Here is a 25601-nt window from a genome sequence, read left to right on the forward strand (position 1 = left end):
AAGACTCTCATGGTCAAGACCAAGGATGCGTGCGAACTGCTCGACGCGGACCACGTGGCCGTCAAACACCTGTTCGTGGAGTACGCGCGCCTTGCCACTCCCGCCGCTGCGGCGGAGACCCGGCAAACGCGACGCAAGATCGCGCGGACGATCTGCTCCCTGCTCACGGTCCATGCGCAGATTGAAGAGGACATCTTCTACCCGGCCCTGCGCGATGCGGCACCCGAAACCGCCGTCCAGTTGGACGAAGCAATGGCGGAGCACCAGCAAGCCAAAGACATGATTTCGCGGATCGAGGCCATGGGTGAAGCCGACGTCGCCATGGACAAGCTGGTAGCTGACTTGAACCGAGCCATCGAGCGCCACGTGAAGGAGGAGCGCGACGAGCTATTTCCCAAGGCGAGGACCGCCAAGGACCTGGACCTCAGCGCGCTGGGTGAGCAGCTGCACGAGCGGCAGCAGGAGCTGCAATAGGAGCAGACATCCGCGGAGAGGGCATTCCTGTTCACCAGGATGGCGAGGGGCGCGCGGCCGCCTGGTTTATTGCACATCATTCCATTCGACGCAGGAGATGCTTGATTTCTGCGGCCAGCACGGCATCACCTCGGACATAGAGGTCATCGCCATGCAGGACATCGACACCGCCTACGAGCGGATGCTCCGCAGCGACGTCAAGTACCGTTCGTGACCGACATGGCCTCCTGAGCGGCGGCGTGAAGGGGCTCCCATGAAACAACTCGCCTTTGCCGTCTCGTCGCTGTCGCTGGCCGCTTTCCGTGCTGGCGCAGTCCGCCAGGGACTGCGCTTCACGCGCAAGCCTTCCAAGGTCATGACGTGGCGCTCGGTGCCCTGTCGGACCTGGTCGTGAAGCTTGAATCGGGCGCCTACTCTGGCGTAACCAACAGCCTCGCAATCGCAGTTAGGTGCGCCTCCCTCAACACTTGAGGCCTGACTTCGTCATCTGCGGCAGTCTCGTCCTCGTGCTGCTGCAGCGCAGACCGCATCTCGTCCAGATTCGCCCAGACGATCACTTCGGTCCGGGGACACAGGTGCCGCATCGTGTGATACCAGTAGTACCCATCTACCCCTCCGAACAAATTGTCTATGCCCGCCAGGTCATTGGGTTTGACTCCGTTCTTCTGTAGGACGGCATCGAGCACTGGATGTGACAGGGTGAATGGCATTGAGCTGGCCAGCGTCGATGGTTGCTGGAACGTGATCAGGAAGGGCTTCATCTTACAAGTCGCCCCGACCAGTGCTTTCGATAGCGGCTGCTTGTGGCCGAGAGCAGCCTCAGTCTCATGGCTCGAGGGCCCCGTACTCTGGGAAGACAACGCCAACCGTGGGAGTTCCAACGGCCGTTCGGTGCTTTGAGCGCGTGCCTCGAGGGCTCCGGAGCACACGTCGCCGTCAGTCCCGGATCAGGACTGCAACATTTGCATGCAAGCGTGATGGCGGCGCGCATACCGGTGACCTCGTGCTTGCAAAGCCGCGGCAACAACCTAAGGTGCGTGGCGCCAAGGGATCGTTTCGGGCAGTGCGCGGAAACTCACGAAAGGAGCCGAGCATGTATGCGATCAAGCTGTTCGACGTGCTGCAGAAACGCAAACATGAGATCGAAGGGCTGAGCCGCGGACAAGTGCCTGACCTGGTCAGCTACACGCTGCTGCGTGCCGCGGATGGCGGGGCGGCGGTAACCGTCTGCCAGACAGAGGAGGCCGCCGAAGTGAGCCTGAAGGTAGCGCGCGAGTGGATCCAGAACAATGCGAGCGACACTGGCGCCGGCCCGCCGGATGTGTTGCAGGGTGAGGTTCTGATTCAAATCTAGGCGTACCACCCTCCGCCGCTTCAATCGTCTCTGGCAGCTTGAAGCCGAAGACGAAGCGATAGTGTGCTAAGTGGGGACGCTCGCTCAGCTGGCAGTTGAAGGGTTGCCGCAGTCAGCTTTCGCAGTCGCTCCGGCGCGCGTGGCGCAAGTCCTTGGTGCGGCTTACGATAGTGGTCCCCGGCACCAGGAGGTCTCATGCGACACGATTCCGATGGCCGCCGCCTTCCCATCAAACTGGACTCGACCTCTAACGGCGAGGTCGCGCCGGTACCGCTGGAGCCCGTGCACCTGCACGCCAACGCGCTCGCGCACCAGGCGGCCGACGCCAACGCGAAGCGGCTCGGCCTCTCGCGTCGACGCCTGCTGGTCTCCGCCGCAGGCGCGGCCGGCACGCTGCTCGCCTTCAATGAGGCCTACGCCGCAGCCGGGCGCACCGGCGGCTTCTACGAGATCGAGCAGACGGCGGCGATCGACGTCGAGGAGGCGTCGCAGCGGCTCGGCTCGCGCGAATTCATCTTTGACGTGCAGGGCCATTTCGTCGGCAGGAACTGGCAGGGGCGCCACGGCCTCGGCGGTGTCGACCAGTTCGTGAAAGACGTGTTTCTCGATTCGGACACGGACATGATGGTTCTTTCCTTCATCCCGTCGCGGCGCGAGAACGAGTACCTGCCGATCGCGGAAGCCGCCGGGGTGCAGGAGATCGTGTCGCGCCTGCCGCGCAGCCAGCGCCTGCTGATCCACGGCCGCGTCAACCCGAACCAGCCCGGCGACATGGAGGACATCGATGCGCTGGCCAGCCGATGGAAGGTGTCGGCGCTCAAGTGCTACACGCAATGGGGGCCGGACGGCCGCGGCTTCTATCTCACCGACGACATCGGCATTCGGATGATCGAGAAGGCGCGCAGCGTCGGCATCCGGAATATCTGCGTGCACAAGGGCCTGCCTTTCGGCCGCCAGTCATACGAGCATTCGACTTGCGCCGACATTGGCAGCATCGCGAGGATGTTCCCCGACGTGAACTTCCTGGTCTATCACGCGGGCTACGTGCAGAGCGCGAAGGAAGGGCCGTACGACCCGACGCGCAGCGATGGCGTCGACCGGTTGATCCGCTCGGTCGAGGAAGCCGGCCTCGGCAAGGGCAGCAATGTCTACGGCGAACTCGGCAGCACCTGGCGCATGCTGATGCGCGACCCCGACCAGGCGGCGCACGTCGTCGGCAAGCTGGTGAAGCATCTGGGCGAAGGAAACGTGCTGTGGGGCTCGGACTCCATCTGGTACGGCTCCCCGCAGGACCAGATCCAGGCGTTCCGCACCTTCCAGATCTCGAGCGAATACCAGGATAAGTTCGGCTACGCAGCGATGACCCCGCTGCTGCGAGCGCGCATCTTCGGGCTCAACGGCGCGCAGGTGTACGGCCTCGATGTCGAGGAAGTCACCCGTCGCGCGGCCGCCGACGAGATCGGCCGTGCCCGTGCCGCCTACGATCCCGATCCGCACTTCCTCACCTTCGGGCCGAAGACTCGGGCGCAGTTCCTACGATTACGCGCCGCGCACGGCAACCAGCCGGGGTAAGGCTGAGGACCTGGATCGCGATCGTCTGCTTTCGGCCACGAAGCAAGCGTGATGCGCTTGACGGAAGCTCAGCGCCGGCCCCGGGAACGGCAGGCGCCCGCAGGCCGCCTTCTACCCCGCGACGCCGAGCCCATCCGCACGCGGGGCGCCTCAAACGCGCGCCACGAGCTGTTGCCTTGCATCGGCTTGCGTGGCGACGCATCGTCGACCCCGGACAAGAACGGGACATTTGTCCCGGCTCGAACTCTCGCGGCGGCGAGTCAAATGGCTCTCCGCGAACGGTGACTGGCGAGTCCGGTCGCTGCCAGCGGGAAAACGCGGGACCCGACCTCTCGCAGCCGTGCCCTTGTCGACCGCCTGCGCGCCACCGAGCCCTCCGCGTTACTTGAGCACCGCGCTCCCCTTCCTGGCGCGGTGGAACGCGAGTGAAGGACAAGGAGACTGACATGGATCGCACCGAGAGACGAGCGCACGCCTGGAAGAGACGGTCGCGTGCACTGGGAGCGGGCGTAGCCCTCGCGGCGTTCGTATGGGGCGCGCACGGACAGCCCGAAGTGGCGGGGCAGGGCCCCACCGCCACCGGCGGACCGGTCCCCACGAACGTGTCCGTGCCGCAGGCGCGGCTGGACGCAGCTGGCAACGACGGCACCAACTTCCTGCTCTCCAACGGCAACTACGCGCAGACGCGCTACTACCCGGCGGAGCAGATCAACACGACCAACGTCGCTCGCCTGAGGCCCGCGTTCGTCTTCCAGACCGAGGTGGTCGAGTCGATGGAAACGGCGCCCATCGTGGTGGATGGAGTCATGTACATCACCACCTCCTACAACCACCTGTACGCGCTCGATGCGGCTACGGGCACGGAGTTCTGGCACTACAAGCACAAGCAGGGTCCGGTGACCACCTTCTGCTGCGGGCCCAACAACCGCGGCGTGGCGGTCATGAACGACCGCGTGTTCATGGCCACGCTCGATGCGAAGCTGATGGCCTTCGACGCCAAGACGGGCAAGGTGCTGTGGTCGACGCAGATTGCGGACCCCGAAGCCGGCTACTCGGAAACCATGGCACCCGTGGCGGTCGACGGCAAGGTGTTGATCGGCACCAACGGCGGCGAGTACGGGATCCGGGGCTTCCTGAAAGCCTACAACGCGAACGACGGCAAGGAGCTGTGGACCTTCTACACGATCCCCGAGCGCGGGCACGAGGGCGTCTGGGCGGTCAACGACGCCACCGGCCGCGACATGCATCGCGACATCAACGCGGAGAAGAAGGCCCTTGCCGAGCGCGGCGGCGATTTCTACAAGACGCTGGGCGGCGGCGTGTGGATGGCGCCGGCGGTGGACCGCGAGACCAGGACCATCTTCCTCGTGGCCGGCAACCCCAGCCCGGACCTGTACGGCGCCGAGCGCCCCGGGGACAACCTGTACACCAACTCGATGATCGCCCTCGACCTCGACACGGGCGCCTACAAGTGGCATTACCAGTACATCGCGCACGACGTGTGGGACCTCGACGCGGCGTCGCCGGTGATCCTCACCGAGGCCGCCGGCAAGGACGGCAGGATGCGCAAGGTGGCCATCCACGGCGGCAAGACCGGGCACGTGTACGTGCACGATCGCGCCACCGGCGAGCTGATCCGCTACAGCGAGGCCATGATCCCGCAGGAGAACATGTGGGTGCTCCCGACCAAGGAAGGCGCGCGCATGCTGCCGGGAGCCAACGGCGGCGTGGAATGGAGCCCGATGGCCATCAACCCGCAGCTGCGCCTGGCCTACGCCGCGAACCTGCACCAGCCCATGACGTACCAGGTCGAAGAGGCCAAGTACCCGGGCGGCAGCAAGCTGTGGCTGGGCGGCGCGTTCAAGGTGATCCCGTCCGAGAAGCAGGCGGGCCGGCTGGTCGCCGTCAACATCGACACCGGCAAGATCGCCTGGAAGTTCGACACCGATCAGCCGCTGATCGGCGGCGTGCTCGCCACGGCGGGCGGGCTCGTGTTCAACGGCGAGGGCAACGGCCTGTTCCGCGCGTTCGACGCGAAGACCGGCGACAAGCTGTGGGAGTTCCAGTGCGGCGCCGGCGTCAACGCGCCGGCCGTGTCGTACATGGTGAACGGCAAACAGTATGTGGCCGTAGCCGCCGGCGGCAACACGCAGATCGACTTCAAGCGGGGCAACTCGGTGATGGTGTTCTCGCTGCCATGACTAGGGCAGGCCGTTGGCAGGTCGCGGCGGCGGCGCTGGCCGCCGCGTCGGCGCTCGCGCAGCCCGCCGCGCCGCCGGCCAAGGCGCAGACCTGCGCGGCCTGCCACGGGATCGACGGCAACTCCACCACGCCACTGACTCCCGTGCTGGCGGGGCAGACGTCGCGCTATCTGTACCTGCAGCTACGCGACTTCCAGGACGGCCGGCGAAGCAACGAGCTCATGAGTCCGATGGCGGCCGGCCTGACGCGCGACGAGATGCGCGAGCTCGCCGACTGGTTCGCCAAACAGACGCCCAAACCCACCGGGTTCAGGCCCGACCCCGAGAAGGCGCGCCTGGGCAAGCTCAAGGCGGACGAGACGCTGTGCACCATGTGCCACCTGGGCGGCTTCGCCGGACAGAACGAGATCCCGCGCGTGGCCGGCCAGCACCACGACTACATCGTGAAGCAGCTCACCGACTTCAAGCAGGGCAAGCGCACGAACGACGCTGGCAACATGACGAGCGTGTCGCGTAACCTGGACGAGAAGGACATTGAGAACCTGGCGAACTACCTGGCCGGACTGTAGGCGTGATGACCACGGACAACGACGCTCGCTACGGCCGCTTGGACGTCTTCCTGCACTGGTTCATCGGCATCGCGCTGCTGGCGGAGATCGCCTTCGGCTTCCTGCTCGACGACATCGCGCCGCGCGGCACGCCGGCGCGCGCGGGCGTGATCAACCTGCACAAGTCGATCGGCATCGTGCTCGGGGTGCTCGTCATCCTGCGACTGCTGTGGCGCATGAGGCACCCGGCGCCGCCGTGGCCGGCCTCCGTGCCGGCCTGGCAACAACGCGCGGCGCACTGGATGCACTGGGCCCTCGGCGCCTGCATGGTGATCATGCCGGTGGGGGGCTACCTGGGCTCCAACTTCAGCAAGTACGGCGTGCGCTTCTTCGGCATCGCGCTTGCACCTTGGGGGCCCGACCTGCCAGCGGTGTACTCGTTCTTCCTCGCGGTGCACGACGTGACGGCGTACGTGTTCACGGCGCTGATCGTGCTGCACGTGGGCGCGGCGGTCAAGCACGCATGGGTCGACCGCGACACCGTGTTCTCGCGCATGCTGCCGCGCCGGCGGCCGGGCGTGCCGGACGGCTTGCGCATCGACGATACCGTGCGGAAGGAGCATTCATGAACCCTCGTCGCCCGTTCGCCCGCTGGCTGACATGGTGCGTGCTCGCGCTGCCCCCAGCCGTGGCTGCCGCGCCGTTTGCCTACGTGCCCAACGAAGGCTCGGGCACGGTGAGCGTGATCGACACGGCCACCGACCAGGTCGTGGCCGAGATCCCGGCGGGCGCCAAGCCGCGCGGCATGGCGATCAGTTCCGACGGCCGGACTGCGTACGTGAGCGATCAGCCGAACAACCGCCTGGTGCTGCTCGACCTCGTGCAGCGCCGAAGCGCCGGCGCGATCGCCCTCGGGGAATCGCCCGAGGGCGTGGGCATCTCGCCCGACGGGCGCTGGGTGGCGGCCGCGGTCGAGGAGAGCAACGACATCGCGTTCGTCGATACGCAGGCCGCGAAGGTGGCGTTCGTCGTCACCGTGCGCGGCAAGAACCCCGAGCACGCGGTGTTCTCGCCCGACGGCCGGCGCGTGTTCGTGAGCGCGGAAGAAGGCGCAGCGGTCGACATCATTGACGTGGCCCAGCGCAAGCAGGTCGCGCAGGTGGGCGTGGGCGCGCGCCCGCGCGGGATCGGCTTCTCGCCGGACGGCAAGCGTGCCTACGTGGCCGCCGAGAACGCCGACGAGGTGTCGGTCATCGACACCGAGAGTCTGCGCGTGGTCGCGCGGATCGCGGCGGGCAAGCGCAGCAACGGCATCGCCGTGCACCCCGACGGCAAGCGCGTCTTCGTCTCCAACGGTGGGGACGCGACGGTGTCGGTCATAGACACGGTGAGCAACCGCGTGACCGCGACGATCCCGGTCGGCCAGCGGCCCTGGAACATGGCGCTCACGCCCGACGGCGCGAAGCTGTACGTGGCTTGCGGCCGCTCGGGCAGCGTGTCGGTGATCGACGTGGACAAGGCGGCCCCTGTGGCCGATATCGCCGTCGGCAAGCTGCCGTGGGGCATCGCGATCCGCTGATCCTGCCGCGCGCCGCTCAGGGCGCGGCGGTGTCTAGCTGCGCGGCGACGTCGGCGTGACCCGTCTGACGGGCGATGTCAGCCGCCGTCAGCCCGCGATCGTCGCGCAGGTCGCGCCGGGCGCCGCGCGCGAGCAGCAGGCGCACGGCCTCGGCTTCGCCCTGGCCCGCGGCCCACATCAGCGGCGTAAGCGCGTGTTCGGCCGGCGCGTTGACGTCCGCACCCCCGTCGAGCAGCGCTGCCAGCGCGTCCGCATGCCCGAGCGCCGCGGCGTAGACGACGGCCGGCTTCTTCATGTGGTCGACGGGCTCCATGCGCGCGCCCGCCGCGAGCAGCCGCCGCACGACGGCCGCGTGGCCGCCATAGCTGGCCCCGATCAGCGCCGTCACGCCCTCGATCGATGCGGCGTTGACGTCCGCCCCGGCCTTGAGCATCAGCTCGACGATCTGGGCCTGGCCCTTTTCGGCCGCGAGCATCAACGCCGTCTTGCCGAAGCGGTTGCGCGAGTCGGGCGCCGCGCCCTGCAACAGCAGGCGCTCAACGGCGGCCGCATCCGATTGGCGGGCCGCCACGAGCAGTTGCGCGTTCCTGTTGGTGTTGCTGGGCGCCTGTGCCGCCGCCCAGGGCGAAGCCAAGGCCACACACAGCAGTGCGGCCACCCGCCAGGGCGCCCGCGGCAGGCCGGATCGAAGACAGGCCATGGCGCTTCCTCCGGGGATGTTGCGCACCCGACGGGCTCAATCGGCGCCGTACGGGTGGTCGATGATGTAGACCCAGCTGCCGTCGGGCTGTCTGCGCACCACCTCGCTGCTGCTGCCGTGCGCGTCCAGCGGCTGTCCGTCAGCGGTCTTGCCGGTCAGGTGCCAACGGCCGCGCAGCAATGCCGTGTCCTCGCTCTCCAGTACGTAGTCCGCATCGAGCTTGATCTTCGCGCCGAGCGCGACCAAGTTCTGCAGTGCCTCGCGGATGGCGTCATGCCCCCACACGGGTTGGCCGGGTTGCGGGACGAGGCATGCATCTGGCGCGTACAGGGCCATCAGGCCCTCGAGGTCTGCGGAATTGAAGGCCTTCGCCCACTGCGATTGCACGTCCTGAGGGCTTGCCGCTGCCATGGCGAGCTCCTTTCCTGCGCGGTCGATTTGGCGCCAATGTCGGCCCCGAGGAAATGGTTCAAATGTCCTGGAGTCGCCGGGGCAAAGCTCCCGGGCGACGACGCTCCGGCTTCACACGGTCGTGAATCCGCGACAGCTTGAGGGCATCGAGCAAAGAAGCCCCGTTTGCGGCTCCAAGGCAGGGACTACGCCGCGCCGCGCCCGAACTTCGCAATCTCACTGTCACAGACCCGCGCCAACACTGGCACAGGATGCGCACGTCAGGCCGGTGCCTCGATCCCAAGCGCGCTGGCCGGTGGCAGCGCTTCGTCCAGCAGCGCGCCGATGTCGAGGATGCCGGCGCCGAAAGACCCCGGCCGCTGGTTCGGCATAGGCTTGGCAGTCGCCTTGGCCACGACCTTGAAGGCCTCGACCCACTGCCACGGGTGCGGATAGGCGGCCTTCACTTCAAGCCCACGGCGCGCGAGCCACAAGGCCGCCGCCGCGCTGGTCACCGCCGCGGCGTAGGACGTACCGTCGCCGGTGCCGGCGTAGCCGAAGTGCCCGCCCGGTGACGTCTGGGCGCGACTGATGGCGGACGCGGGTGCGGTCCAGTCGACAGCACTCCCATACGCGCTCTCTCCCCACGGAACGCCGTCGCGAGTGCAGCCGGCCACCGCGATCGTTCGACGACCGTGCGCAGGAGAGATGACAGAAGACAGCGGCTGGCCAGCGGCGCACACGAAGATCACGCCTGCCTCGTAAGCGCGGTCGATTGCCCGGTCCAGCACGCCCATCTGGAGCCGAGGCAGGAAACCCATGCTGAGATTGATGACCGAGACGCCGGCGCCCACCAGGTAATCCAGTGCAGACGCCAGTTCGCGCTGCGCATGGCTGATCAACACATGGTTGGCGATGCGGACCGGGACCAGCGGTACCCTGGGTGCGACGCCAAGGTAGGGGCTGCCCGGACCTACCGGATCGTGCCCGCAGATCACGCTCGCCACCCGTGTGCCGTGGCCGTCCATCTGGTCTTGCAGCGGATCGATGCCGGAGCCCGGACCGGCCCCCCCGGCGCCGGGACCTGGCGCGAAGATGGTCTGGCCGCCGGCAGAATCGATCCAGGGGTGGTCGGGGAAGCCGAACACAGGGTGGCTGGTGTACCCCGTGTCGATCTGCCCGACGCGCACCGTGCCCCAGTCGATTCCCTCTGGGCCTCCCCAGTGCCCCCAGGCGTCGCGCGCCCGCACCATGTCGAGGTGCCACAGCGGATTCGCGAGCGGAGCCCCCGGCTTGGGCGGAAGCAAGGCGGGATCGCGGCGCAGGAGCAGGTCGAGCGCTTCGGTCTCGGTGACACGCTGCCAGTCGACTGCGCCGGCCAGGCGCAAGATCGGGGTGAGGCCGGCGTCGCCGTACTAAAGGCGCAAGGCCCGCATCGTCGCATCAGACAACAGGCCCTGACGGTCGGTGATCGGAACCAGGCCGGGATCGAGCCCCGGAAGATACTGCGTGAGCACGTTCATCGCGTGCTCGATCCCTCTCTCGTCGGTCTGCAGCAGCTGCTGGCTCATGGCACTCTCCTTTCGCCCGGGTGACGCGCTCGCGCCAACGCTGACGGCGCCGTCAGCGGATGTCGAAGATGACCTGCACCGAATTGTTCGTCGGCTTGTCGATGGCGCCGACGACTCCCCCTCTGACTGCAGTTGTATTGATGAGAAAAAGCTCAATTTCGCACGAAAGGGACCCACTGGCAAGCAGGCGGGCTCAGGGCATGACCCTCTGCCAATTGGCTCGGAATAATGTCAACTTGGTGGGACTGGCCCATCGAGAGCATCACGACGCATCTGCATGCGATCATGGGCGCCGACTTGTCGGCGCTTCGGGCTGCTCAGCGCGCAACGGCCTCGGGGAGCTAGCGAAGTTGCGCTTTTGGCAGGAAGCTGCTTTGCCCGCAGTAATGGAGGACACTGGGGCATGAACGAACCGATCAAATCTGGCGACCGCTGCGAAGTCATCGGCGGGTCGCTCGGCAATACCGGACCGAACATCGGCAAGCGCGTGACCGTGGGGCAGCTTCGCGGTGATCACAGCGTGCACGGCCGCATTTGGCGATGCCACGGTGAAGGGCTGGTAACGGAATACGGCGCGCTCGGCAACGAGGCTGATTTCGCCCAAGTGTGGCTTCGCAAGCTGCCGCCGGAGAATGCGCCAGCACCGGCCGAGAGCCACCAGAAGGTGACGAGTGGCTGAAACCAAGATTGGGATGGCCGCTGCTGGCGAAAGCAGTCCTTTATCGCGTTCCTAGCCGACAAGTGAGCCCGGCGGGAAGCGGCCCAAGGCTGCCCGTGAGCCCGCTCACGGAGGCGGCGCTCCATGAGATTGCAACGCCAACTGCGGGCGGCCGCCTCGTTGCCAGTCGGTTCAGCACCAGACCCGGTGCACCGCGGCCAGCAGGGCGATCACCAGCGGGTCGCTGGCCCGTTCGGCCGCGTAGCTGAAATAGAGTTGCGCGTCCACGCGGGCGTGGCCCCAGACCACCCAGTCGCCGCGCTCCACCCCCGGCACAGCCACTTCCTCCCGCAGCAGCGCGCAGGCACTGCCGGCTCGGACGAAGGATTCCAGAGCGCTGGTGTCCCCGCTGCGCAGCACCACGTTGGGCGACAGACCCTGCTGCTCGAACAAGCCGCGCAACATCTGGTGCACATGCGACTCGACCGGCCCGTCCACCCAGGGCAGGCCACCCAGCACGCGCCAGCCGCCACGCTGCATCTGCGCGGCGAATCGCATGGGGAAGGCAATCCGGTAGCAGACCGATCGCAATGCGGTCCATTGCAGGTCGCGGGGCGGGTTCACTCCCAGGGTGAAGGCACCGCTGAGTGCACCGCCGCGGACCTGGTCCAGCAGGTGTCCGGCGGCCTCGGTGCGGGTGTGGAGGTCCACCAACGGAAGGTCGCGCTGCACGGCCACCGCCAACGCACCGATGCGCAGGAACTCCGGAGTCTCGCCGGGCAGGCCGATGTCCATGCGTCCGCTCAGCTCTCCCTGCATGCCATGAGCCAAGCCCTTGAGTTCCGCCACGGCGGCCAGCAGCGCTTCTGCTTGTTGCAGCAGGCGCTCGCCCATCCGCGTAAGGGCCATCCGGCCGCCGCTGCGATCGAACAGCGCCACCCCCAGGCTGGACTCGAAAGCCTTGATCTGCGCCGTCACCGCCGGCTGCGTGACGCATAGCACGTCCGCCGCCTTGGTCACGTTGCCGACGCGCGCCACGGTGACGAAGGCGCGAACCTGGTGCAGTTCCATTGCCCCCTGGGGCTCAGTTCGCCAGCAGCCGGACCTGGGACGGTTCCAGGCCCAGGCTGACGGCCGCGCCCACGGGGAACTTGGACAGGCCGGCGTGGTGGGGGTGGTCCACCGCCAGCGAGTGGTCCCCGACCCGGATGCGATAGCGGGTGCACTCGCCCAGGAACTCGCTGGCCTCGATCGCCCCCGGCATCCAGATGTAGCGGGCATCGCCGGTCGCATCGGCCACGTCCACCTTGAGCGAATGGGGGCGGAAGCTCACCAACAGATCGTCCTGGCTGGGCGCGCCCACGGTCCGCGGAAAGTTCAGGTCGCCCACGCCGGGTATGTCAAGGGTGAGGTTCTCGCCGCTGCGTGACCGCACCCGGGCCGGAAGCAGGTTCATCGTGCCGACGAATCCCGCCACGAAGGCATTGACCGGGTAATCGTACAGCGTGGCCGGCGCCCCCACCTGCTGCACGACACCCTTGTCGAGCACCGCCATGCGGTCCGCGGTGGTCATGGCTTCCTCCTGGTCGTGGGTGACGAAGATAGTCGTCAGGCCCAGCCGCCGCTGCATGGCCAGCAGCTCCTGGCGCATCTGCACGCGCAGCGTCTTGTCCAGGTTGGAGAGGGGCTCATCGAGCAGCAGCACCTGCGGCTCGATGACGATCGTGCGGGCCAGCGCCACCCGTTGTTGCTGCCCGCCCGAAAGTTGGCTGGGGCGGCGGTGCGCGTAGGCCGACAAACCCACCAGTTCCAGCGCCGCGCCGACTCGGGAGCGCAGCTGCGACTTCTGCACGCGCCGTTCCACCAGGCCGAAAGCCACGTTGTCCCACACCGTCATGTGGGGCCACAGTGCGTAGTTCTGGAACACCATGCCGACATTGCGCTCCCATGGCGCCTTGCCTGTCACGTCGGCGCCGCCGATCAGCACCTCGCCGTGCTGGTGCTGGTTGAAGCCCGCGATCAGCCGCAGCAGCGTGCTCTTGCCCGAGCCCGACGGTCCCAGGAGCGCAAAGAATTCACCGGGTTCGACATCGATGTTGACGTCCTTGAGCACCTCGGTGCTGCCAAAGGACAGGCGAACGTGGCGGCACTGGACAGGGACTTTCTTCATGGCGTCGTCAGGTCTCGGATCGGTTGCGGGCGGGCGGGGCCGGATGGCGCCAGGGCCGCCATCGGCGGCAGTGCGTCGTCCACGGGCCGCGGGACGAACCGGTTGCCGGTGCGTTCCACCACCACGTGGGAGAGATAGGTTCCCAGCGCCACGACCGCGATGGCCAGGACACCCAGCGCAGCGCCCGGCCCGCGGCCGGCCACGCTTTGCATGTAGAGGTAGATGCCGTAGCTCATGGGCGCTTGCGACTCGGCCGACGTCAACAGGATGGTGGCCGACAATTCGACCGCCGCGGTGATGAAGCTGGTGACGAAGCCCGCCAGGATGCCGCCCGCCATCAGCGGCACGACCACGCGCCGTATCGTCCGCATCTTGGTGGCGCCCAGGCTCTCCGCCGCCTCCTCCAGGGACACATGCATCTGCTGCAGCGCCGCCACGCACGAGCGCAGGGCATAGGGCAGGCGTCGCACCGCATAGGCCAGCATGATCATGACCCAGGTGCCGGTCAGCATCACCTCGGTGCCGGGCAGGGTCACGCCCTTGTACAGGCGCAGGTAGCCGATCGCCAGCACGATGCCCGGCACCGCCAGCGACGCGGTCGCGATCCAGTCCAGCCACTGCCGCGCCGGCAAGGAGGTGCGCAGCATCAGGTAGGCGATCGTCACGCCCAGGATCACGTCCAGGCCAGCGGCCAGGCCGCAGTACAGCAGGGTGTTGCGGATCATGCTGCTCGAATCCTGGAACACAGTGGCGTAGTGGGCCAGCGTATAGGCGTCGGGCAGCGGCGAGAAGCTCCAGACCTTGGCGAAGGACAGCAGCAGCACGCCCAGGTGCGGCGACAGCACGATCAGCAGCACGACACCGATCCAGCCGTAGGCCGCCACCGCGCCCAGGGGGCGCAGCTGGCGCCGCCGGATGCTGGAGCCCCCCTTCTGCAGCGTGGAGTAGTCCTTGCCCCGCAGGATGCGCGCCGACATCGCCATCGCCACGATGGAGAACACGATCATGATCACGCTGATCACATAGCCCATCGGGTCCTCCAGGCCCACCTGCGTGATGCGCAGGTAAGCCTGCGGCGCCAGCATGTTGGTCTGCCCCAACACCAGCGGCGTGCCCAGGTCGTCGAAAACCTTCACGAACACCAGCGAAGCGCCGGCGACGAAGCCCGGCAGGGCCAGCGGGAAGATCACGCGCCAGAACAGCCGCCAGCCGCGGCAGCCCAGGTTCATCGCGGCTTCCTCCATCGCGCCGTCGATGTTGCGCAGCGCCACGGTGAGGTTCATCAGGATGAACGGGAAATAGTGGATGGCCTCGACGAACACCACCCCGTTGAGCCCGTCCATGATCGGCAGCGTGATACCGAAGTGTTCATTGAGCAGCAGGTTCAGCGAGCCCGAGCGGCCGAAGATCAGCTGCATGGCCACGGCTCCGACGAAGGGCGGCATGATCAGCGGCAGCACGCCCAGCGTCTGGATCAGCAGCGCGCCGCGGAACTCGAATCGCACGGTGAAATAGGCCAGTGGCACGGCGATCAGCGCCGCGAATACGGTGGACAGTACCGCCACGTAGAGGCTGTTGAAGAACGACTCCCGCATCAGCCCCTGGGACAGGAAGGCACTGAAGTGCCCCAGGGTGAACGAGCCGTCCGATTCCACGAAGGCGGTGTAGAAGACCCGCCCCACCGGCAGCACCAGGAACATCAGCAGGAAGGCGAGCACCAGCGCCGCGGCCAGCCAGGCGCCCGGTCGGGGTACAGCCCAGGCGCGGCGCGCCACGCCCGGCACGGCCGTGGCCGCGGCCGGAATGGAAGTGGATGTCATGGGGTTGCCGGGAGGTCGACCAGGGATCAGCGGGCGGCTGCCAGGGCTTGTTCAGCCAGCGTGCGGGCACGTTCGTAGTTGGCGCGCGCCTCGGTGTTCCAGTGGTCTTCCAGCGCCGTCACCCGCTTGTTGACTGCCGCGTCCTTCTTGCTGGCGGCGAACACCGCCAGGAATTCCTTGTCGGCAACCTTGCTGCTGTCGACCACTGGCGTGAAGGCCGCCGCGCGGGCGTCCTTGAGCAGCGCCGCGGCCTTGGGATTGGGCTTGCGTGCCAGCGCAGCCTCAGCGGCGTGGATGGCCTTGGTGGCCGCCTGCAGTTCCTTGATGCGGAAGGTGATGGTCTGGTCGAACACCGCCGACACCACGTTGTAGCGGGCCTCGGACACGTCCGAGTCGAACTGCACCTTGGCGCGCTTGGCGATGTCGAACGGGTTGGGATAGCCCGCCGGCGTTTTGCCTCCCATCGCCGACGGCGGCAGGATCGGCAGGCGCGAGATGGCCGGCGTATAGAGCAGCTGCTGGCCTTCCATCGACACTGCGTAACTGATGAACTTGCGCGCTTCCTCGGGGTTCTTGCCGCCGGCCACCAGCGCGATGTTGGCGGGGACTACTGCCGTGACGTCGGGATAGGCAAACTCCACCGGGAAACCCGAGTACTTGCCGGCCAAGCCGAAGAAGTCGATCACCAGCCCGACGCCGAACTGGCCGTTGTTGACCCCGTCGGGAACGCCGAAGCTGCGTTCGGTGATCGCCGCGCAGTTGCCCGCGATCTGCAGCAGCTGGTGCCAGCCTTTGTCCCAGCCCTCCCCCTGCAGCAGCGTCTCCACCGTCAGGTGCGTGGTCCCGGACCGGGACGGCGAACTCATGGCCACGTGCCCGAAGTAGACGGGCTTGACCAGGTCGGCCCATTGCCTGGGCGCCGGCACCTTGTTGGCCGCCATGTACCGGGTGTTCCACATCAAGCCGTAGCCGGCCAGCGCTTGGCCAAGGTAGCGCCCCTTGGGATCGTTGATCGGATAGGCACCGACCTTGGCCGGCGCGTCCTTGTTGGCAAGGCCAGCGACGTTGTCGACCAACTGCAGCCCGGCCAGCACCTCGAAGGCGTCGGGCGCCGAGGCCCAGAACACGTCCGGGCGCTGGCCCGGTGCCAGCTCGCGCACGTAGGCAATGCCCTGCACCGTGTTCTTGTTGAGGATCTCCAGCTTGATGCCGGGGTGGGCCTTCTCGAAAGCCGTCCTGTAGGCCTGCGTCAGCTCCTTGGGAAAGGAGGTGATCACCGTCACGGTTCCGGCCAGCGCGCTGCTCATGGCGCCGGCGGACAGGGCCAGGACCGCGGCCACGGCCTGGATCTTCGGATGGATGCTCATTGTTGTCTCCTGGGTTCGCGTCAAACAGGCTCAGGGAGCCGGGAACAGGTCGGCCACGCGGCCGGCATCTTTACGGGGAAGGTGCGACGTGGCGCCCCATTCGTCGATGTGCAAGCCGCGGCCATCGAAACGCAGGCGGCTGATGGCTGCGTTGTCCAGCGCCCAGGTGCGCGGAACATCCAGCAACAGGCCCTGCGCGGCCCGATACAGGCAGTCGAGAACCCCGCCATGGCAGACGATGGCCAGCGTCTGCCCGGGGTGCTCACCGGCCAGGCGACGGACCGCACCGACGCAGCGCTCGCTGAAACAACGCCGGGTTTCCCCGTCGGGCGGTCCGAAGTCGGGTTCGCGTCGAAGCCAGCGCCGGTGGGCCTCCGGCCAGCGCGCCTCGATCTCGCGGGCGAGCAGGCCCTGGAACACGCCGAAGTGCTGCTCTCGCAGGTCCGCGTCCAGGCGCAAGGGTACGCCGGCCTGCTCCGCGAGCATCCGTGCTGTCTGCGCCGCGCGCGCCAGGTCGCTGCTGTAGACGGCATCGACCCCTTCCTGGGCCAGCGCACGGGCAACCCGCGTGGCCTGCTCGCGGCCGGCGGCATTGAGCGCCACATCGGCCTGGCCCTGGTAGCGGCCATCGCTGTTCCAGGCGGTCTCGCCGTGGCGGATGGCCAGGATCGTCGTGCCGGCGAATGGCTGATGCGTAGACATGCGTCGGGATCTGGAATCGATGGCCCCGATCGTCGGGCACCACGGCGCTGGTAGTCCAATCAAATCTCATGATGCAGGCCATCAGGCGTCGGGGTTAACCCGGGGCCGCAAAGGTTTAGCAGCGCTGATCTCGGATAGTGATCGCGGCTGCGATGCAGGACGACGAGGCACACACAGCGTTCTTACCACCTACCCGCGCCATGGGGTGATGCGCGGTAACCATCGCCTCACGTTTGCCCGATAGCGCTTGTACTCGTCGGCGAACTGCTCGCCCAGCGCAGGCTCTTCGTAGCCGACAACGAACAAGAAGAATCCGGCCCACACGATTGCACCGTACTCCAGCACCGTAACGCTCCCGAACAGGAGCCCCTGGCCGGCGACCAAGGCCGTGACTGCAACGTACATCGGATTGCGGACGTAGCGATAGAACCCGGTGACGACGAGGTGCTTGGGAGGCATCACGGGCGCCGGTGTGCCGAGGCCCTGTAACGCGAAGCGAGCGAATGAATCGAGCAGGATAGGCACCCCGGCGACGATCAGGGCGGCGCCGAGCACGCGCGCGATCGCGAATAGCGGAGGCGCGAAGTGCCAGTGCGTGAGGTACCAAGGGACGTACACGGCGAGCGTGCCCGGAGCGATGACCAGAAAGATCGCGGAACCGATGATCGCGGCGGCGCGCTGCACGAGAGAAGCATACTCAACGCCGCCTCGAATCGTGCGGATCGAGCGAGCGCTGGCGTCGCGTGATGTCCTGCGCGAGGTGCTTGTTTCGTTCGAGCCAGCGATCCAGCTAGCGCGCGACCACGTCCGAGGCATGCGCGATGTCGCCGGTCATCAGCGCGTAGACGATCGCCAGCGCGGTCTCGATCGCGTGACGCTTGAGCGCGTCGCCGCGCCGGAGGTCGACCAGCACGTCCTCGAGCTCGTCCTTGCGCGCGAGCACGCGCGCGGCGCTAGCGCAAATTTCCTCCGCTGCTTAGATCCTAGGCTGACCGCGTCCTTCGTTTGCTCGACGCGCCTCTCCCTACCCGGTGCCAAAGGGAGGTCCGCTTCTGGCCGGAAGCGGACGGTCAGCCACGGCGCCTAGCTGCCGCTCATAGCAGCCAGCAAGAAAAGACTGCTTTGCAGCGGTTGCAGCCGGTCGGCGGCGGACGCCGAATTCGCGGTCTTGGCCCTAATGCGGTCATTGAGCCCACTTGCCGGGAAGCGCGGGGATGAGGGCATAGGGTCGAAGCGGACATCCTCCTCTAGGGTAAGCTCCTGCAGGATCTTCAAGGGAGGGAACTGTGGAGAGCCGCACCGTTCGATCAACCTCGAGACGAACAGCCACGACGGAAGATGTCGTCCTTCGTGAGGGGCCGCTCGTCCGGCTCGTGTTCCGCCCGATGCTCGTCGAGAACTCGAACGATCCTTCGGCGTCCGTAAAAGGCTGCTTCATCTACTCAAAGAAGAACCGCAACGGTTCTTGGGATGACTTGCCACCCACTCCCCTGAACAAGGTCAAAGTCGGGGAGGAATACAGGCTTGAATTGAAGTCCGAGGAGTTGCTTTGCTTGTACACGGAACTGCAGGACTTGTACGAGCTTCGCCGGGACCACGGCATCCCCCGCGGGGAGGTCAAGTTCGTTAGGGCGCGCGGCACCGTTCAAGCACTCGCCACCATGACGGACGAAGAACTCCATTCGGTGGTGGCTGGGGCGGAATCTCTTGGCGCTTCTGCAGTCGCCAGGCTGATCCGCTGGGCGGCGAAGGCCAGCAACTTCGATTTACTCTTCTCTCGGCTCGAAGAGCTCGAACCAGACAGCCTCAAAGATCTCAACGCTGCAGTGGGCCTTGCTACCCTGCATCGCGCGTTGAGAACGTGGCACGAAAATCGGGAGAACACGAGCGAGGAGTTCTGGCAGGCAACGCTCTCCAAGCAGGCCTTTGTTCTAGAGCAAGTCTTCGCGCTACCGATCGTGGTGATCCAGGAGAAGGCATATGTCGGTGGAAAATCCGTCACGAACACGGGAGGGCATGTCGCGGACTTTCTAGTCGCCAACAAGGTGACGCACGACGTCGGCATTGTAGAAATCAAGACGCCCGCAACGTCGCTGGTTGGCTCGGAGTACCGCAAGGGCGTGTACTCACCCTCCAGCGACTTGGCCGGTGCCGTCCAACAGGTGCTCGTCTACAAACACTCCCTCCAAACGGAACAACGTAGCCTGCTGCACGGGTCGGACATGCGAGTGTCGAGCCCTAGATGCATCGTGCTGCTCGGTCATGCACGGAAGCAGCTTGGGCAAGACGAAAGAATGCACCTCTCGTTAGAACTGTTCCGCAAACAGCTGCACGACGTAGAGATCATTACCTTCGACGAGATGTTCGAACGCACGAAGCGGCTCGCCCGCCTTCTCCAGCACGGTGTCAGCCACTGAGGTGAGATGTTCGCTTCGGCTAGGAGCAGCCGTCCTTCAGCGACGCTTGAACAACGGCAAGAGGTTGGTCGCAGGCATAGCATACCGCTGTGCGCGATGAGGTGGTCGCTGCGGCTCGCCGCAATGGGCTCTCGTTCCGCAAGCTCTCGTCGATGCAGACGGCGGGGCGACGCCTATGTAAACTCGAGTCATGTCAGCTACCAAGAGCACTCTGTTCACGCTTGGATACGAAGGGCTCGATCTGCCGTCGTTCATCGCCTTGCTGCAAGAGGCTGGCGTGAAGACTGTCGTCGATGTCCGCGAGCTACCGCTCTCCAGGAAGAAGGGCTACTCGAAGACGGCCTTCAGTGCGGCCCTGTCTGAGCACGGAATGGCATATTTGCACGCTCCCCAGCTGGGCTGCCCTAAGCCGATACGAGACCAGTACCGCACCGACCGGGACTGGAGCGCATATACCAAGGCATTCCTCGCCCATCTCAAGACCAGGCGAGCCGAAGTGCTTGAGTTGGTGAAGCTTTCACGCGCTACTGCGGCATGTCTTGTCTGCTTTGAAGCCGACTTCGGTATGTGCCACCGGACCTACGTCGCGCGCGCGGCCTGCAGGCAGGGCGGCCCCTCGGTTGTTCATCTCACTGCTAGAACAAGCTTCCCTGATCTTGGTTTTCAGGCTGCGGCCTAGGCGGCGAGAAGACGCTGACCGCGAGCCACTGGTCGGGGAAGCGGTGAATCGTCCCAAGCAACAGAAGAAGATCTCTGGAGGGTAGGTCTCGCTCGAACTTGCTACGGAAAGGCTCTTCCCAGCCATCAGGACCGTGCTGCTTTCGCAGCTTCCGGTATAGGGCGCCAGCTTCCCAGTCGACCAACTTGTGCCGGTAGGAGCGGACCTCGCCACCGACTTCGCACTCATAGTGGTAGTAAAAGTCGAACGGAATTTTCTCCAGGAGAGCGACATCACGCTTGCTCTCCTCTTCTGAGAACAGACTGGACTGCTGCTGCAGCCGCGTCAGCTTCGCCTTCTCCTGTTCGGTCCACTCCGGATTTGCCGCAGGCTTGATTTCGAGCCTTGTTATTCGACTTGGACGCAGCAGGGCAAGTGTCGTCCCGTGCTTGATGCGGGCCGCTTCCACGGCCGCGAAGTCGCTGAAGATAGGAATGTCTTTGAGAGCCTGCATCCGGCGAGGCCAGCCTTCTTTTCCGGGGGCCAGCGGAGCGGGTTCACATTCAATGCCGTCAACGAAGATGCGGTGGCTTTCCGGTCTGTGGTCATCCTTGGCCTTCTCCACTCGCGCACGAATCCACTGCCACTTAGAGAACTGCTGGTCATCCGCGACCAGTCGGAAAGGCACTGGGAACAGGCGTATGAGGACACCTTCCTCCGTGACGCCGGCAACGCACGACGTCTCTGAATACCGCTCGCTCGGCGAGGGGTAGGTCTTGCATAGGATGAGAATGCGCTGCGTCCAAGAAGCCATCGCCTCTACTCCCTTGAGCTCCCTTAAAGTCCACTTTAGCAGTACGGATGAGCTTCTGCCACTTCGTAGAAGGATGAGGGTATGCGCTGCATTTTGTGTAAGCAGACCGATGGTGCCTTTTCGACCCTTGAGCACGCAGTGCCGGAGTCGCTGGGCGGGGGCACTTGGTCAGAACTCCCATTTGGTCTTGTCTGCGATGCCTGCCAAAGGTACTTCGGTACCAAAGTGGAGCGGGATGCGTTGGCGGAGCATCCGTTCTTGCTGCTGCGAACGCTGCTTGCTTTGCCGACGAAGAAGCGCAAGGCACCCTGGTCCGATGACCCGCTCGAGGGCCGTTTGGAATCGGGTGGGAGGCCAGGGCTGCTGCACTTCGAGCCGGCCGCGCACTTCAAAGACGCGAGCAAGAAGAGTGTGATGCGTTTTGTCGCGCAGCCCCGCAACCCGCGGAACGTCTGCCGGTTCTTGCTCAAGATGGGCATTGAAGCGATTGCCTTCGAATCTCCCGAGGACGCCCTCGACGACCGGTATGACCCTGCCAGGGCCGTGGCTCGAGGCACGTCGCAGGCACCTTGGTGGTATCTGGAGTGCGATGACACAACCCGCTTCGACGGATGGCTCTGCGGGACACCGCCAGAGGGCGAAGCTCTCGTCGAGCTTGGGATCGGGACGCCGGCACCAGGGGTGGAAGTAGTTTCCTTCACGCTCGGCCCCGTGACGCTCATCGCCCCCTTGAAACAGAACATCTACCCGGACCCTGGGCTCGAAGGCACGCCCGACTGGCGGGTGTACAGGGTGTAACGGGTACGCTGCGGCCGTCCGGGCCCGCCCGTCATGGCCACGTTCCCACGCGACTTCGGTGTGCCGCCAAGTAGTCGGACGTCCGCTTCCGGCCAGGAGCAGCCGTGCGGGATTACAAAGGGGGACTCTGCCAAAACGCAGGGCAAAGCGCATAGCCGAATCAGTCGATTGCGCCGCCGATACTGCTGGCTCCTACTGTCCGACACATCAGCATCGGAGGCGCGTCGTCGGCCGAGCTGAGGGTGAAGATCTGCCCATTCGAGATATACACGGTCGTGTGGCTCGTCGCTGGCTCAAGCTGGCGGATGCGAGGCGAAGGTCGACGAGGCCCTTGCCCTGACCGGCGCGGGCGGTGTCAGATTTCTCAATTCTGTCAGCCCGTGATTGATTTCCATGGCGTCGCCATGTGCCTTCGGGTGGCCGAGCCGACTACCTCCCCCGGTCTGTGCTGACCTTCTTCAGGCCCGCTTCCTTGTCAATGTTGTTGCATCTCAGCGGGCTCCGTGAACCTTGGCTGGCGCTTCTCCTGGAATGCGCGCATGCCTTCCGCAGCGTCCTTGCCGAAGCCGAGTTCAACGGCCCAACGCTTCGCTATGTCCAGTGCCGACTCTTCGTCCTCGGTCATTCCCGCAAGGATCGAAGCCTTGCACCCCTGGATCGCGCGCGCAGGACCAGCCGCCAAGCGTTGTGCCATGCGCATGGCAACGTCGATCGCCGGACCTTCCGAAACATCGTCGACAAGTCCCCATTGCACCGCCGTCGCCACGTCGACGGGCTCCCCGAGCAACATCATCCGCTTGGCACGTGCCGCACCGATCCGCTTGGTGACGCGCACCGTGCCGCCGCTGCCCGGAAACACCCCCAGCCGGATTTCAGGCAGGAGCAACTTGGCGTTTCGCGCTGCGACGATGAAGTCACAGCAGACCGCCAGTTCGAGCCCGCCGCCGATCGCCGCCCCCTCGATCGCTGCCACCGTGGGCTTGTGAAGGTTGGCCAGGGCGCCGAACACCGCCCTGTCCTGCGCGAACTTCGCGGCAAGCGCCTCCGGTCCGCTTGAGATCAGCTCCTGGAGCTCGCCAATGTCGGATCCAGCGGAAAAAGCCCTCGTGCCGGCGCCCTGGACAACTATGGCGCGAATGTCCGGTCGGGACTGGCATTCCGCAAGCCGCTCACCGAGTTGCAGCATCAGCGGGCGTGTGAGGCTGTTCATGGGGGGTGAGTGAAGCGTCAGGACCGCTACGGCCTGGTTGACTTCGATGGTCACTTGTCCTGAAGGAGCAGCCGGCTGGTTCATGTGAGCGACCGTATCACAGCCCGCTGCGGAGACTGTCCTGTCGCCGAAGGACAGGCCAGTGTCATTGCGAAGCACGACACGGACGCGTCCGGCGAGCATTTATGCTGGCCGTGGCATCACATCAATCTTTCCCAGAGGAACCCATGAGCATCGACTCCGATCCCGGCGAGGCCCCGCGCCTCGAGTTTGCCTTCGCGATCCGTGTGAACTTCGGAAACAGGACGAAAGTGGGAAAGCTCCCCAGCGGGTTCACACGTGGCTTCACCGACGCGGTCGGCGGTGAGGTTGCCGGTCCGAAGCTCAATGGCATCGTGGTTCCGCACAGTGGCGGCGATTGGCCGTCGTACTGGCCGAACGGGGCGGTGGAATTCAAGGCGCAATATCTGCTGCAGGCCGATGACGGCACGCTCATCGTGGTGAAGAACCGCGGGTTCCGTTTTGCCACGCCGGAGGTCACCGCACGCATGGAAAGGCTCGAGCCGGTCGACACGAGCGAGTATTACATGCGCCTCTCGCCCTTCTTCGAGGCCCCGGTCGGGCCGCACGACTGGTTGAACCGTACCGTGTTCGTCGGCAATGCGAACCGCCAGGCGGACCACTCCGTGTTCCGCTTCTGGCAGGTCGTCTGATCACGCGAAGACCACGGTCCTGGCGCCGTTGAGCATCACCCGGTCTTCCAGGTGGTAACCGACGGCCCGGTTCAGGACATTGCGCTCGATGTCGCGCCCCTTGCGCACGAGCGCTTCGGCCGAATCCGTGTGCTTCACGCGCAGCACGTCCTGCTCGATGATCGGCCCCTCGTCGAGATCCGCCGTCACGTAGTGGGCGGTGGCGCCGATCAGCTTCACACCGCGTTCGTGGGCCTGATGGTAAGGCTTCGCGCCCTTGAAACCGGGCAGGAAGCTGTGGTGGATGTTGATGCAACGGCCCGAGAGGTAAGCGGACAGGTCGTCGGACAGGATCTGCATGTACCGCGCGAGGATCACAAGCTCGGCGGACGCTTCTTCCACGATCTTCTTGATCTGTTCCTCCTGCGTAGCCTTTGTCTCCCTGGTCACGGGAAGGTAGAAGAAGGGCACGCCGTCAGCGTGCTGGAGGTTTGCCGGCTTCGGGTGGTTGGACACGATGCCCACCAGATCCATCGGTAGTTCTCCGGTGCGCCAGCGGTAGATCAGGTCGCGCATGCAGTGCTGGTGCTGCGAAACCAGGATGAGCACCCGCTTGCGGTGATCCGCCCGGCGAAGCGACCAGCTCATGCCGAATTCCTTCGCGGTTCGTGCCAGCGAGCCGTGCAATGGCCCGCTGTCGCCCAGAGGCGAGCCGATTTCGAACTGCACGCGCATGAAGAACCGGCCCGAATCCAGGTCGTCGAATTGCTGCGCCTCGGTGATGTTGCCGCCATGCTCGAACAGGCGGCCGGCAACCGCCGCCACGATGCCCGGAGCGTCCGGACATTGCAAGGTGAGGATGTAGGAAGCGTTCATGCCGCGAATCCTAGGCAGGTCGACACGTTCGCCACGTCGTGCGCGGGAAGGACACGCGCTCAGCCATCGCAGCAGGGCTAGGGTTTCCCCCGTGTTTCCGCGTTCTTGCCTGGCCTATCGTTAACCGCATTAACGGTCACCCAAGTTAACGAGGAGGCATCACATGCAGACATGGGTTGTTCCCGGGTCCACGGTCCGCGGCTTCGTCGATGCAGCCGCGATGGCAGGCCTCGTCGATGCCATCGGCAGCCGCGATCCGGCGGCGATTGCAAATGCCGTCCTCGACGCGGTACGCCCAATGGCGGCTGCGCAGCATTGCACCATCTTTGCACATGAAGGCCAGCGCAGTCCGAGGCTGCTGTCGGGGGCCGACGACAACGGGCCGTGGGTGGCGTTCCGCTGCGGCGCCGTGCATGCACGTGCTTTCGCGAGCCAGGATCCCGTCCGCGAGCTCATCGAGCGAAAGCCTGCAGCCGGTCCGGTCGGCCTCGTCGTGCTCGCCAGGGGGCGTCTCGGCGAGATGCCCATTGGCAATTACCGCGAGGAGTGCATGGAGGCCCTGCACCTTGTCGACAGGCTCTCCCTGCTCATGCGCGTGGCCGAATGCAATTGGCTGGCGGTGCATCTCTACCGCGATGAGGCACACGGCTGCTTCGGCGACGAGGCCATCGAGGCCCTAGTTGGTGTGGCATCGCTGTTGACGCGGTGCGTGGCACGCCATTACGCATGCGACGTCGATGGTCTCGGATCGGTACGCGGCAACGTGACGGAAGGGATCACGGAGCTCGGCGCACGACTGACGGATCGGGAACGCGAGGTTCTCACGCGGATTCTCGATGGGGTGACGGTGAACCGCATTGCCGAAGACTTGAAGCTGCGGCCGACGACGGTCGCAACCTACCGCATGCGGGCGTACGAGAAACTGGGCATCGCCTCACGCCAGGAACTCTTCGCCACGATGCTGCGGCGCCGCGCGGTGGGCGCTGGCCAGCTGCAGGCGGCGTGAACATCCAATGGGAGGAGATATCCA

The 25601-nt window shown here is 65.8% G+C and carries 30 protein-coding genes and 1 pseudogene; 15 read left to right on the forward strand and 16 right to left on the reverse strand.

Going from position 1 to position 25601, the window contains the following annotated elements:
• The first annotated feature begins 9 nt into the window (after positions 1-9).
• From PE066_RS05025 to PE066_RS05035, 3 genes and pseudogenes are all read left to right on the forward strand, one after another.
• Positions 10-474: a hemerythrin domain-containing protein gene (locus tag PE066_RS05025; protein WP_271235467.1), complete on the forward strand. Its 465-nt coding sequence runs from the start codon at positions 10-12 to the stop codon at positions 472-474.
• Positions 475-562: 88 nt separating this feature from the next.
• Positions 563-688 (forward strand): annotated as a pseudogene (locus PE066_RS05030) (NAD(P)-dependent alcohol dehydrogenase); the annotation flags it as partial.
• 39 nt (positions 689-727) lie between these two features.
• Complete coding sequence (locus tag PE066_RS05035; protein WP_271235468.1) at positions 728-868, forward strand: hypothetical protein; 141 nt, start codon at positions 728-730, stop codon at positions 866-868.
• A 16-nt stretch (positions 869-884) separates the two neighbouring features.
• Here PE066_RS05035 and PE066_RS05040 read toward each other — a convergent pair whose 3' ends face one another.
• Positions 885-1235, reverse strand: coding sequence for a hypothetical protein (locus PE066_RS05040; RefSeq protein WP_271235469.1), 351 nt, complete (start codon positions 1233-1235; stop codon positions 885-887).
• A 332-nt stretch (positions 1236-1567) separates the two neighbouring features.
• Between PE066_RS05040 and PE066_RS05045 the strand changes: the two genes are divergently transcribed.
• From PE066_RS05045 to PE066_RS05070, 6 genes are all read left to right on the forward strand, one after another.
• Positions 1568-1828: a hypothetical protein gene (locus tag PE066_RS05045; protein ID WP_271235470.1), complete on the forward strand. Its 261-nt coding sequence runs from the start codon at positions 1568-1570 to the stop codon at positions 1826-1828.
• 195 nt (positions 1829-2023) lie between these two features.
• Entirely contained in the window at positions 2024-3400 is a 1377-nt protein-coding gene (locus tag PE066_RS05050) for an amidohydrolase family protein (protein ID WP_271235471.1), read from the forward strand.
• Positions 3401-3846: 446 nt separating this feature from the next.
• Positions 3847-5601, forward strand: coding sequence for a pyrroloquinoline quinone-dependent dehydrogenase (locus tag PE066_RS05055; protein ID WP_271235472.1), 1755 nt, complete (start codon positions 3847-3849; stop codon positions 5599-5601).
• Positions 5598-6170 carry a c-type cytochrome gene (locus PE066_RS05060; protein ID WP_271235473.1) on the forward strand — a complete coding sequence of 191 codons (573 nt, stop codon included), beginning with the start codon at positions 5598-5600 and terminating at the stop codon, positions 6168-6170. Before PE066_RS05055 ends, PE066_RS05060 begins: the two co-directional genes overlap by 4 nt.
• A 5-nt stretch (positions 6171-6175) precedes the next feature.
• The gene (locus PE066_RS05065; RefSeq protein WP_271235474.1) at positions 6176-6778 is read left to right on the forward strand and encodes a cytochrome b; all 603 of its coding nucleotides are present in this window, start codon (positions 6176-6178) and stop codon (positions 6776-6778) included.
• Entirely contained in the window at positions 6775-7728 is a 954-nt protein-coding gene (locus PE066_RS05070) for a beta-propeller fold lactonase family protein (RefSeq protein ID WP_271235475.1), read from the forward strand. The genes PE066_RS05065 and PE066_RS05070 overlap by 4 nt, the downstream gene beginning before the upstream one ends.
• A gap of 16 nt (positions 7729-7744) precedes the next feature.
• On the opposite strand, the gene PE066_RS05075 is transcribed toward PE066_RS05070, so the two are convergent.
• The 4 genes from PE066_RS05075 to PE066_RS05090 form a co-directional block, all read right to left on the reverse strand.
• Entirely contained in the window at positions 7745-8386 is a 642-nt protein-coding gene (locus tag PE066_RS05075; protein WP_271235476.1) for an ankyrin repeat domain-containing protein, read from the reverse strand.
• 78 nt (positions 8387-8464) lie between these two features.
• Positions 8465-8839, reverse strand: coding sequence for a YybH family protein (locus PE066_RS05080; RefSeq protein WP_271235477.1), 375 nt, complete (start codon positions 8837-8839; stop codon positions 8465-8467).
• A gap of 260 nt (positions 8840-9099) precedes the next feature.
• On the reverse strand, positions 9100-10206 hold the full coding sequence (locus PE066_RS05085) for a S8 family peptidase (protein WP_271235478.1): 1107 nt from the start codon (positions 10204-10206) through the stop codon (positions 9100-9102).
• 27 nt (positions 10207-10233) lie between these two features.
• Entirely contained in the window at positions 10234-10389 is a 156-nt protein-coding gene (locus tag PE066_RS05090) for a hypothetical protein (RefSeq protein ID WP_271235479.1), read from the reverse strand.
• Between the two features lie 403 nt (positions 10390-10792).
• Between PE066_RS05090 and PE066_RS05095 the strand changes: the two genes are divergently transcribed.
• Positions 10793-11068 (forward strand): hypothetical protein, encoded by a 276-nt coding sequence (locus tag PE066_RS05095; RefSeq protein ID WP_271235480.1) that lies wholly within the window; start codon positions 10793-10795, stop codon positions 11066-11068.
• Positions 11069-11239: 171 nt separating this feature from the next.
• Here PE066_RS05095 and PE066_RS05100 read toward each other — a convergent pair whose 3' ends face one another.
• The 8 genes from PE066_RS05100 to PE066_RS05135 form a co-directional block, all read right to left on the reverse strand.
• Positions 11240-12118, reverse strand: a complete 879-nt coding sequence (locus PE066_RS05100) for a LysR family transcriptional regulator (RefSeq protein ID WP_271235481.1) — start codon at positions 12116-12118, stop codon at positions 11240-11242.
• Between the two features lie 13 nt (positions 12119-12131).
• A complete protein-coding gene (locus PE066_RS05105; protein ID WP_271235482.1) occupies positions 12132-13217 on the reverse strand; it encodes an ABC transporter ATP-binding protein in 1086 nt (361 codons plus the stop codon).
• Positions 13214-15037 (reverse strand): ABC transporter permease, encoded by a 1824-nt coding sequence (locus PE066_RS05110; RefSeq protein WP_440480578.1) that lies wholly within the window; start codon positions 15035-15037, stop codon positions 13214-13216. Before PE066_RS05110 ends, PE066_RS05105 begins: the two co-directional genes overlap by 4 nt.
• Before the next feature lie 26 nt (positions 15038-15063).
• Entirely contained in the window at positions 15064-16404 is a 1341-nt protein-coding gene (locus PE066_RS05115; protein ID WP_440480579.1) for an ABC transporter substrate-binding protein, read from the reverse strand.
• Between the two features lie 30 nt (positions 16405-16434).
• Complete coding sequence (locus PE066_RS05120; protein WP_271235483.1) at positions 16435-17106, reverse strand: histidine phosphatase family protein; 672 nt, start codon at positions 17104-17106, stop codon at positions 16435-16437.
• A 189-nt stretch (positions 17107-17295) separates the two neighbouring features.
• Complete coding sequence (locus PE066_RS05125; protein ID WP_271235484.1) at positions 17296-17790, reverse strand: methyltransferase family protein; 495 nt, start codon at positions 17788-17790, stop codon at positions 17296-17298.
• A 106-nt stretch (positions 17791-17896) separates the two neighbouring features.
• The gene (locus tag PE066_RS05130) at positions 17897-18049 is read right to left on the reverse strand and encodes a hypothetical protein (protein ID WP_271235485.1); all 153 of its coding nucleotides are present in this window, start codon (positions 18047-18049) and stop codon (positions 17897-17899) included.
• 140 nt (positions 18050-18189) lie between these two features.
• On the reverse strand, positions 18190-18381 hold the full coding sequence (locus PE066_RS05135) for a hypothetical protein (RefSeq protein ID WP_271235486.1): 192 nt from the start codon (positions 18379-18381) through the stop codon (positions 18190-18192).
• Positions 18382-18392: 11 nt separating this feature from the next.
• On the opposite strand from PE066_RS05135, the gene PE066_RS05140 reads away from it, so the two are divergent.
• Both PE066_RS05140 and PE066_RS05145 read left to right on the forward strand, forming a co-directional pair.
• Entirely contained in the window at positions 18393-19523 is a 1131-nt protein-coding gene (locus PE066_RS05140; RefSeq protein WP_271235487.1) for a Shedu immune nuclease family protein, read from the forward strand.
• A gap of 190 nt (positions 19524-19713) precedes the next feature.
• Entirely contained in the window at positions 19714-20202 is a 489-nt protein-coding gene (locus PE066_RS05145; RefSeq protein WP_271235488.1) for a DUF488 domain-containing protein, read from the forward strand.
• Here the strand turns inward: PE066_RS05145 and PE066_RS05150 are convergent.
• Positions 20159-20995 (reverse strand): hypothetical protein, encoded by an 837-nt coding sequence (locus PE066_RS05150; RefSeq protein ID WP_271235489.1) that lies wholly within the window; start codon positions 20993-20995, stop codon positions 20159-20161. The two genes, PE066_RS05145 and PE066_RS05150, sit on opposite strands and share 44 nt — an antisense overlap.
• Positions 20996-21076: 81 nt before the next feature.
• Here PE066_RS05150 and PE066_RS05155 point away from each other — a divergent pair, with 81 nt between their 5' ends.
• The gene (locus tag PE066_RS05155; RefSeq protein ID WP_271235490.1) at positions 21077-21793 is read left to right on the forward strand and encodes an HNH endonuclease; all 717 of its coding nucleotides are present in this window, start codon (positions 21077-21079) and stop codon (positions 21791-21793) included.
• A 475-nt stretch (positions 21794-22268) separates the two neighbouring features.
• Here the strand turns inward: PE066_RS05155 and PE066_RS05160 are convergent, their stop codons facing one another.
• On the reverse strand, positions 22269-23186 hold the full coding sequence (locus tag PE066_RS05160) for an enoyl-CoA hydratase/isomerase family protein (protein ID WP_336298449.1): 918 nt from the start codon (positions 23184-23186) through the stop codon (positions 22269-22271).
• 44 nt (positions 23187-23230) lie between these two features.
• Here PE066_RS05160 and PE066_RS05165 point away from each other — a divergent pair, with 44 nt between their 5' ends.
• On the forward strand, positions 23231-23716 hold the full coding sequence (locus tag PE066_RS05165; RefSeq protein ID WP_271235492.1) for a DUF3237 family protein: 486 nt from the start codon (positions 23231-23233) through the stop codon (positions 23714-23716).
• Here the strand turns inward: PE066_RS05165 and purU are convergent, their stop codons facing one another.
• Positions 23717-24571: a formyltetrahydrofolate deformylase gene (gene purU, locus PE066_RS05170; protein WP_271235493.1), complete on the reverse strand. Its 855-nt coding sequence runs from the start codon at positions 24569-24571 to the stop codon at positions 23717-23719. It lies immediately after the preceding gene.
• Positions 24572-24734: 163 nt separating this feature from the next.
• Here purU and PE066_RS05175 point away from each other — a divergent pair, with 163 nt between their 5' ends.
• A complete protein-coding gene (locus tag PE066_RS05175) occupies positions 24735-25577 on the forward strand; it encodes a helix-turn-helix transcriptional regulator (RefSeq protein ID WP_271235494.1) in 843 nt (280 codons plus the stop codon).
• The last annotated feature ends 24 nt before the right edge of the window (positions 25578-25601 follow it).

The organism is Ramlibacter tataouinensis (assembly GCF_027941915.1).
In the GTDB taxonomy this organism is placed as follows: domain Bacteria; phylum Pseudomonadota; class Gammaproteobacteria; order Burkholderiales; family Burkholderiaceae_C; genus Ramlibacter; species Ramlibacter tataouinensis_C.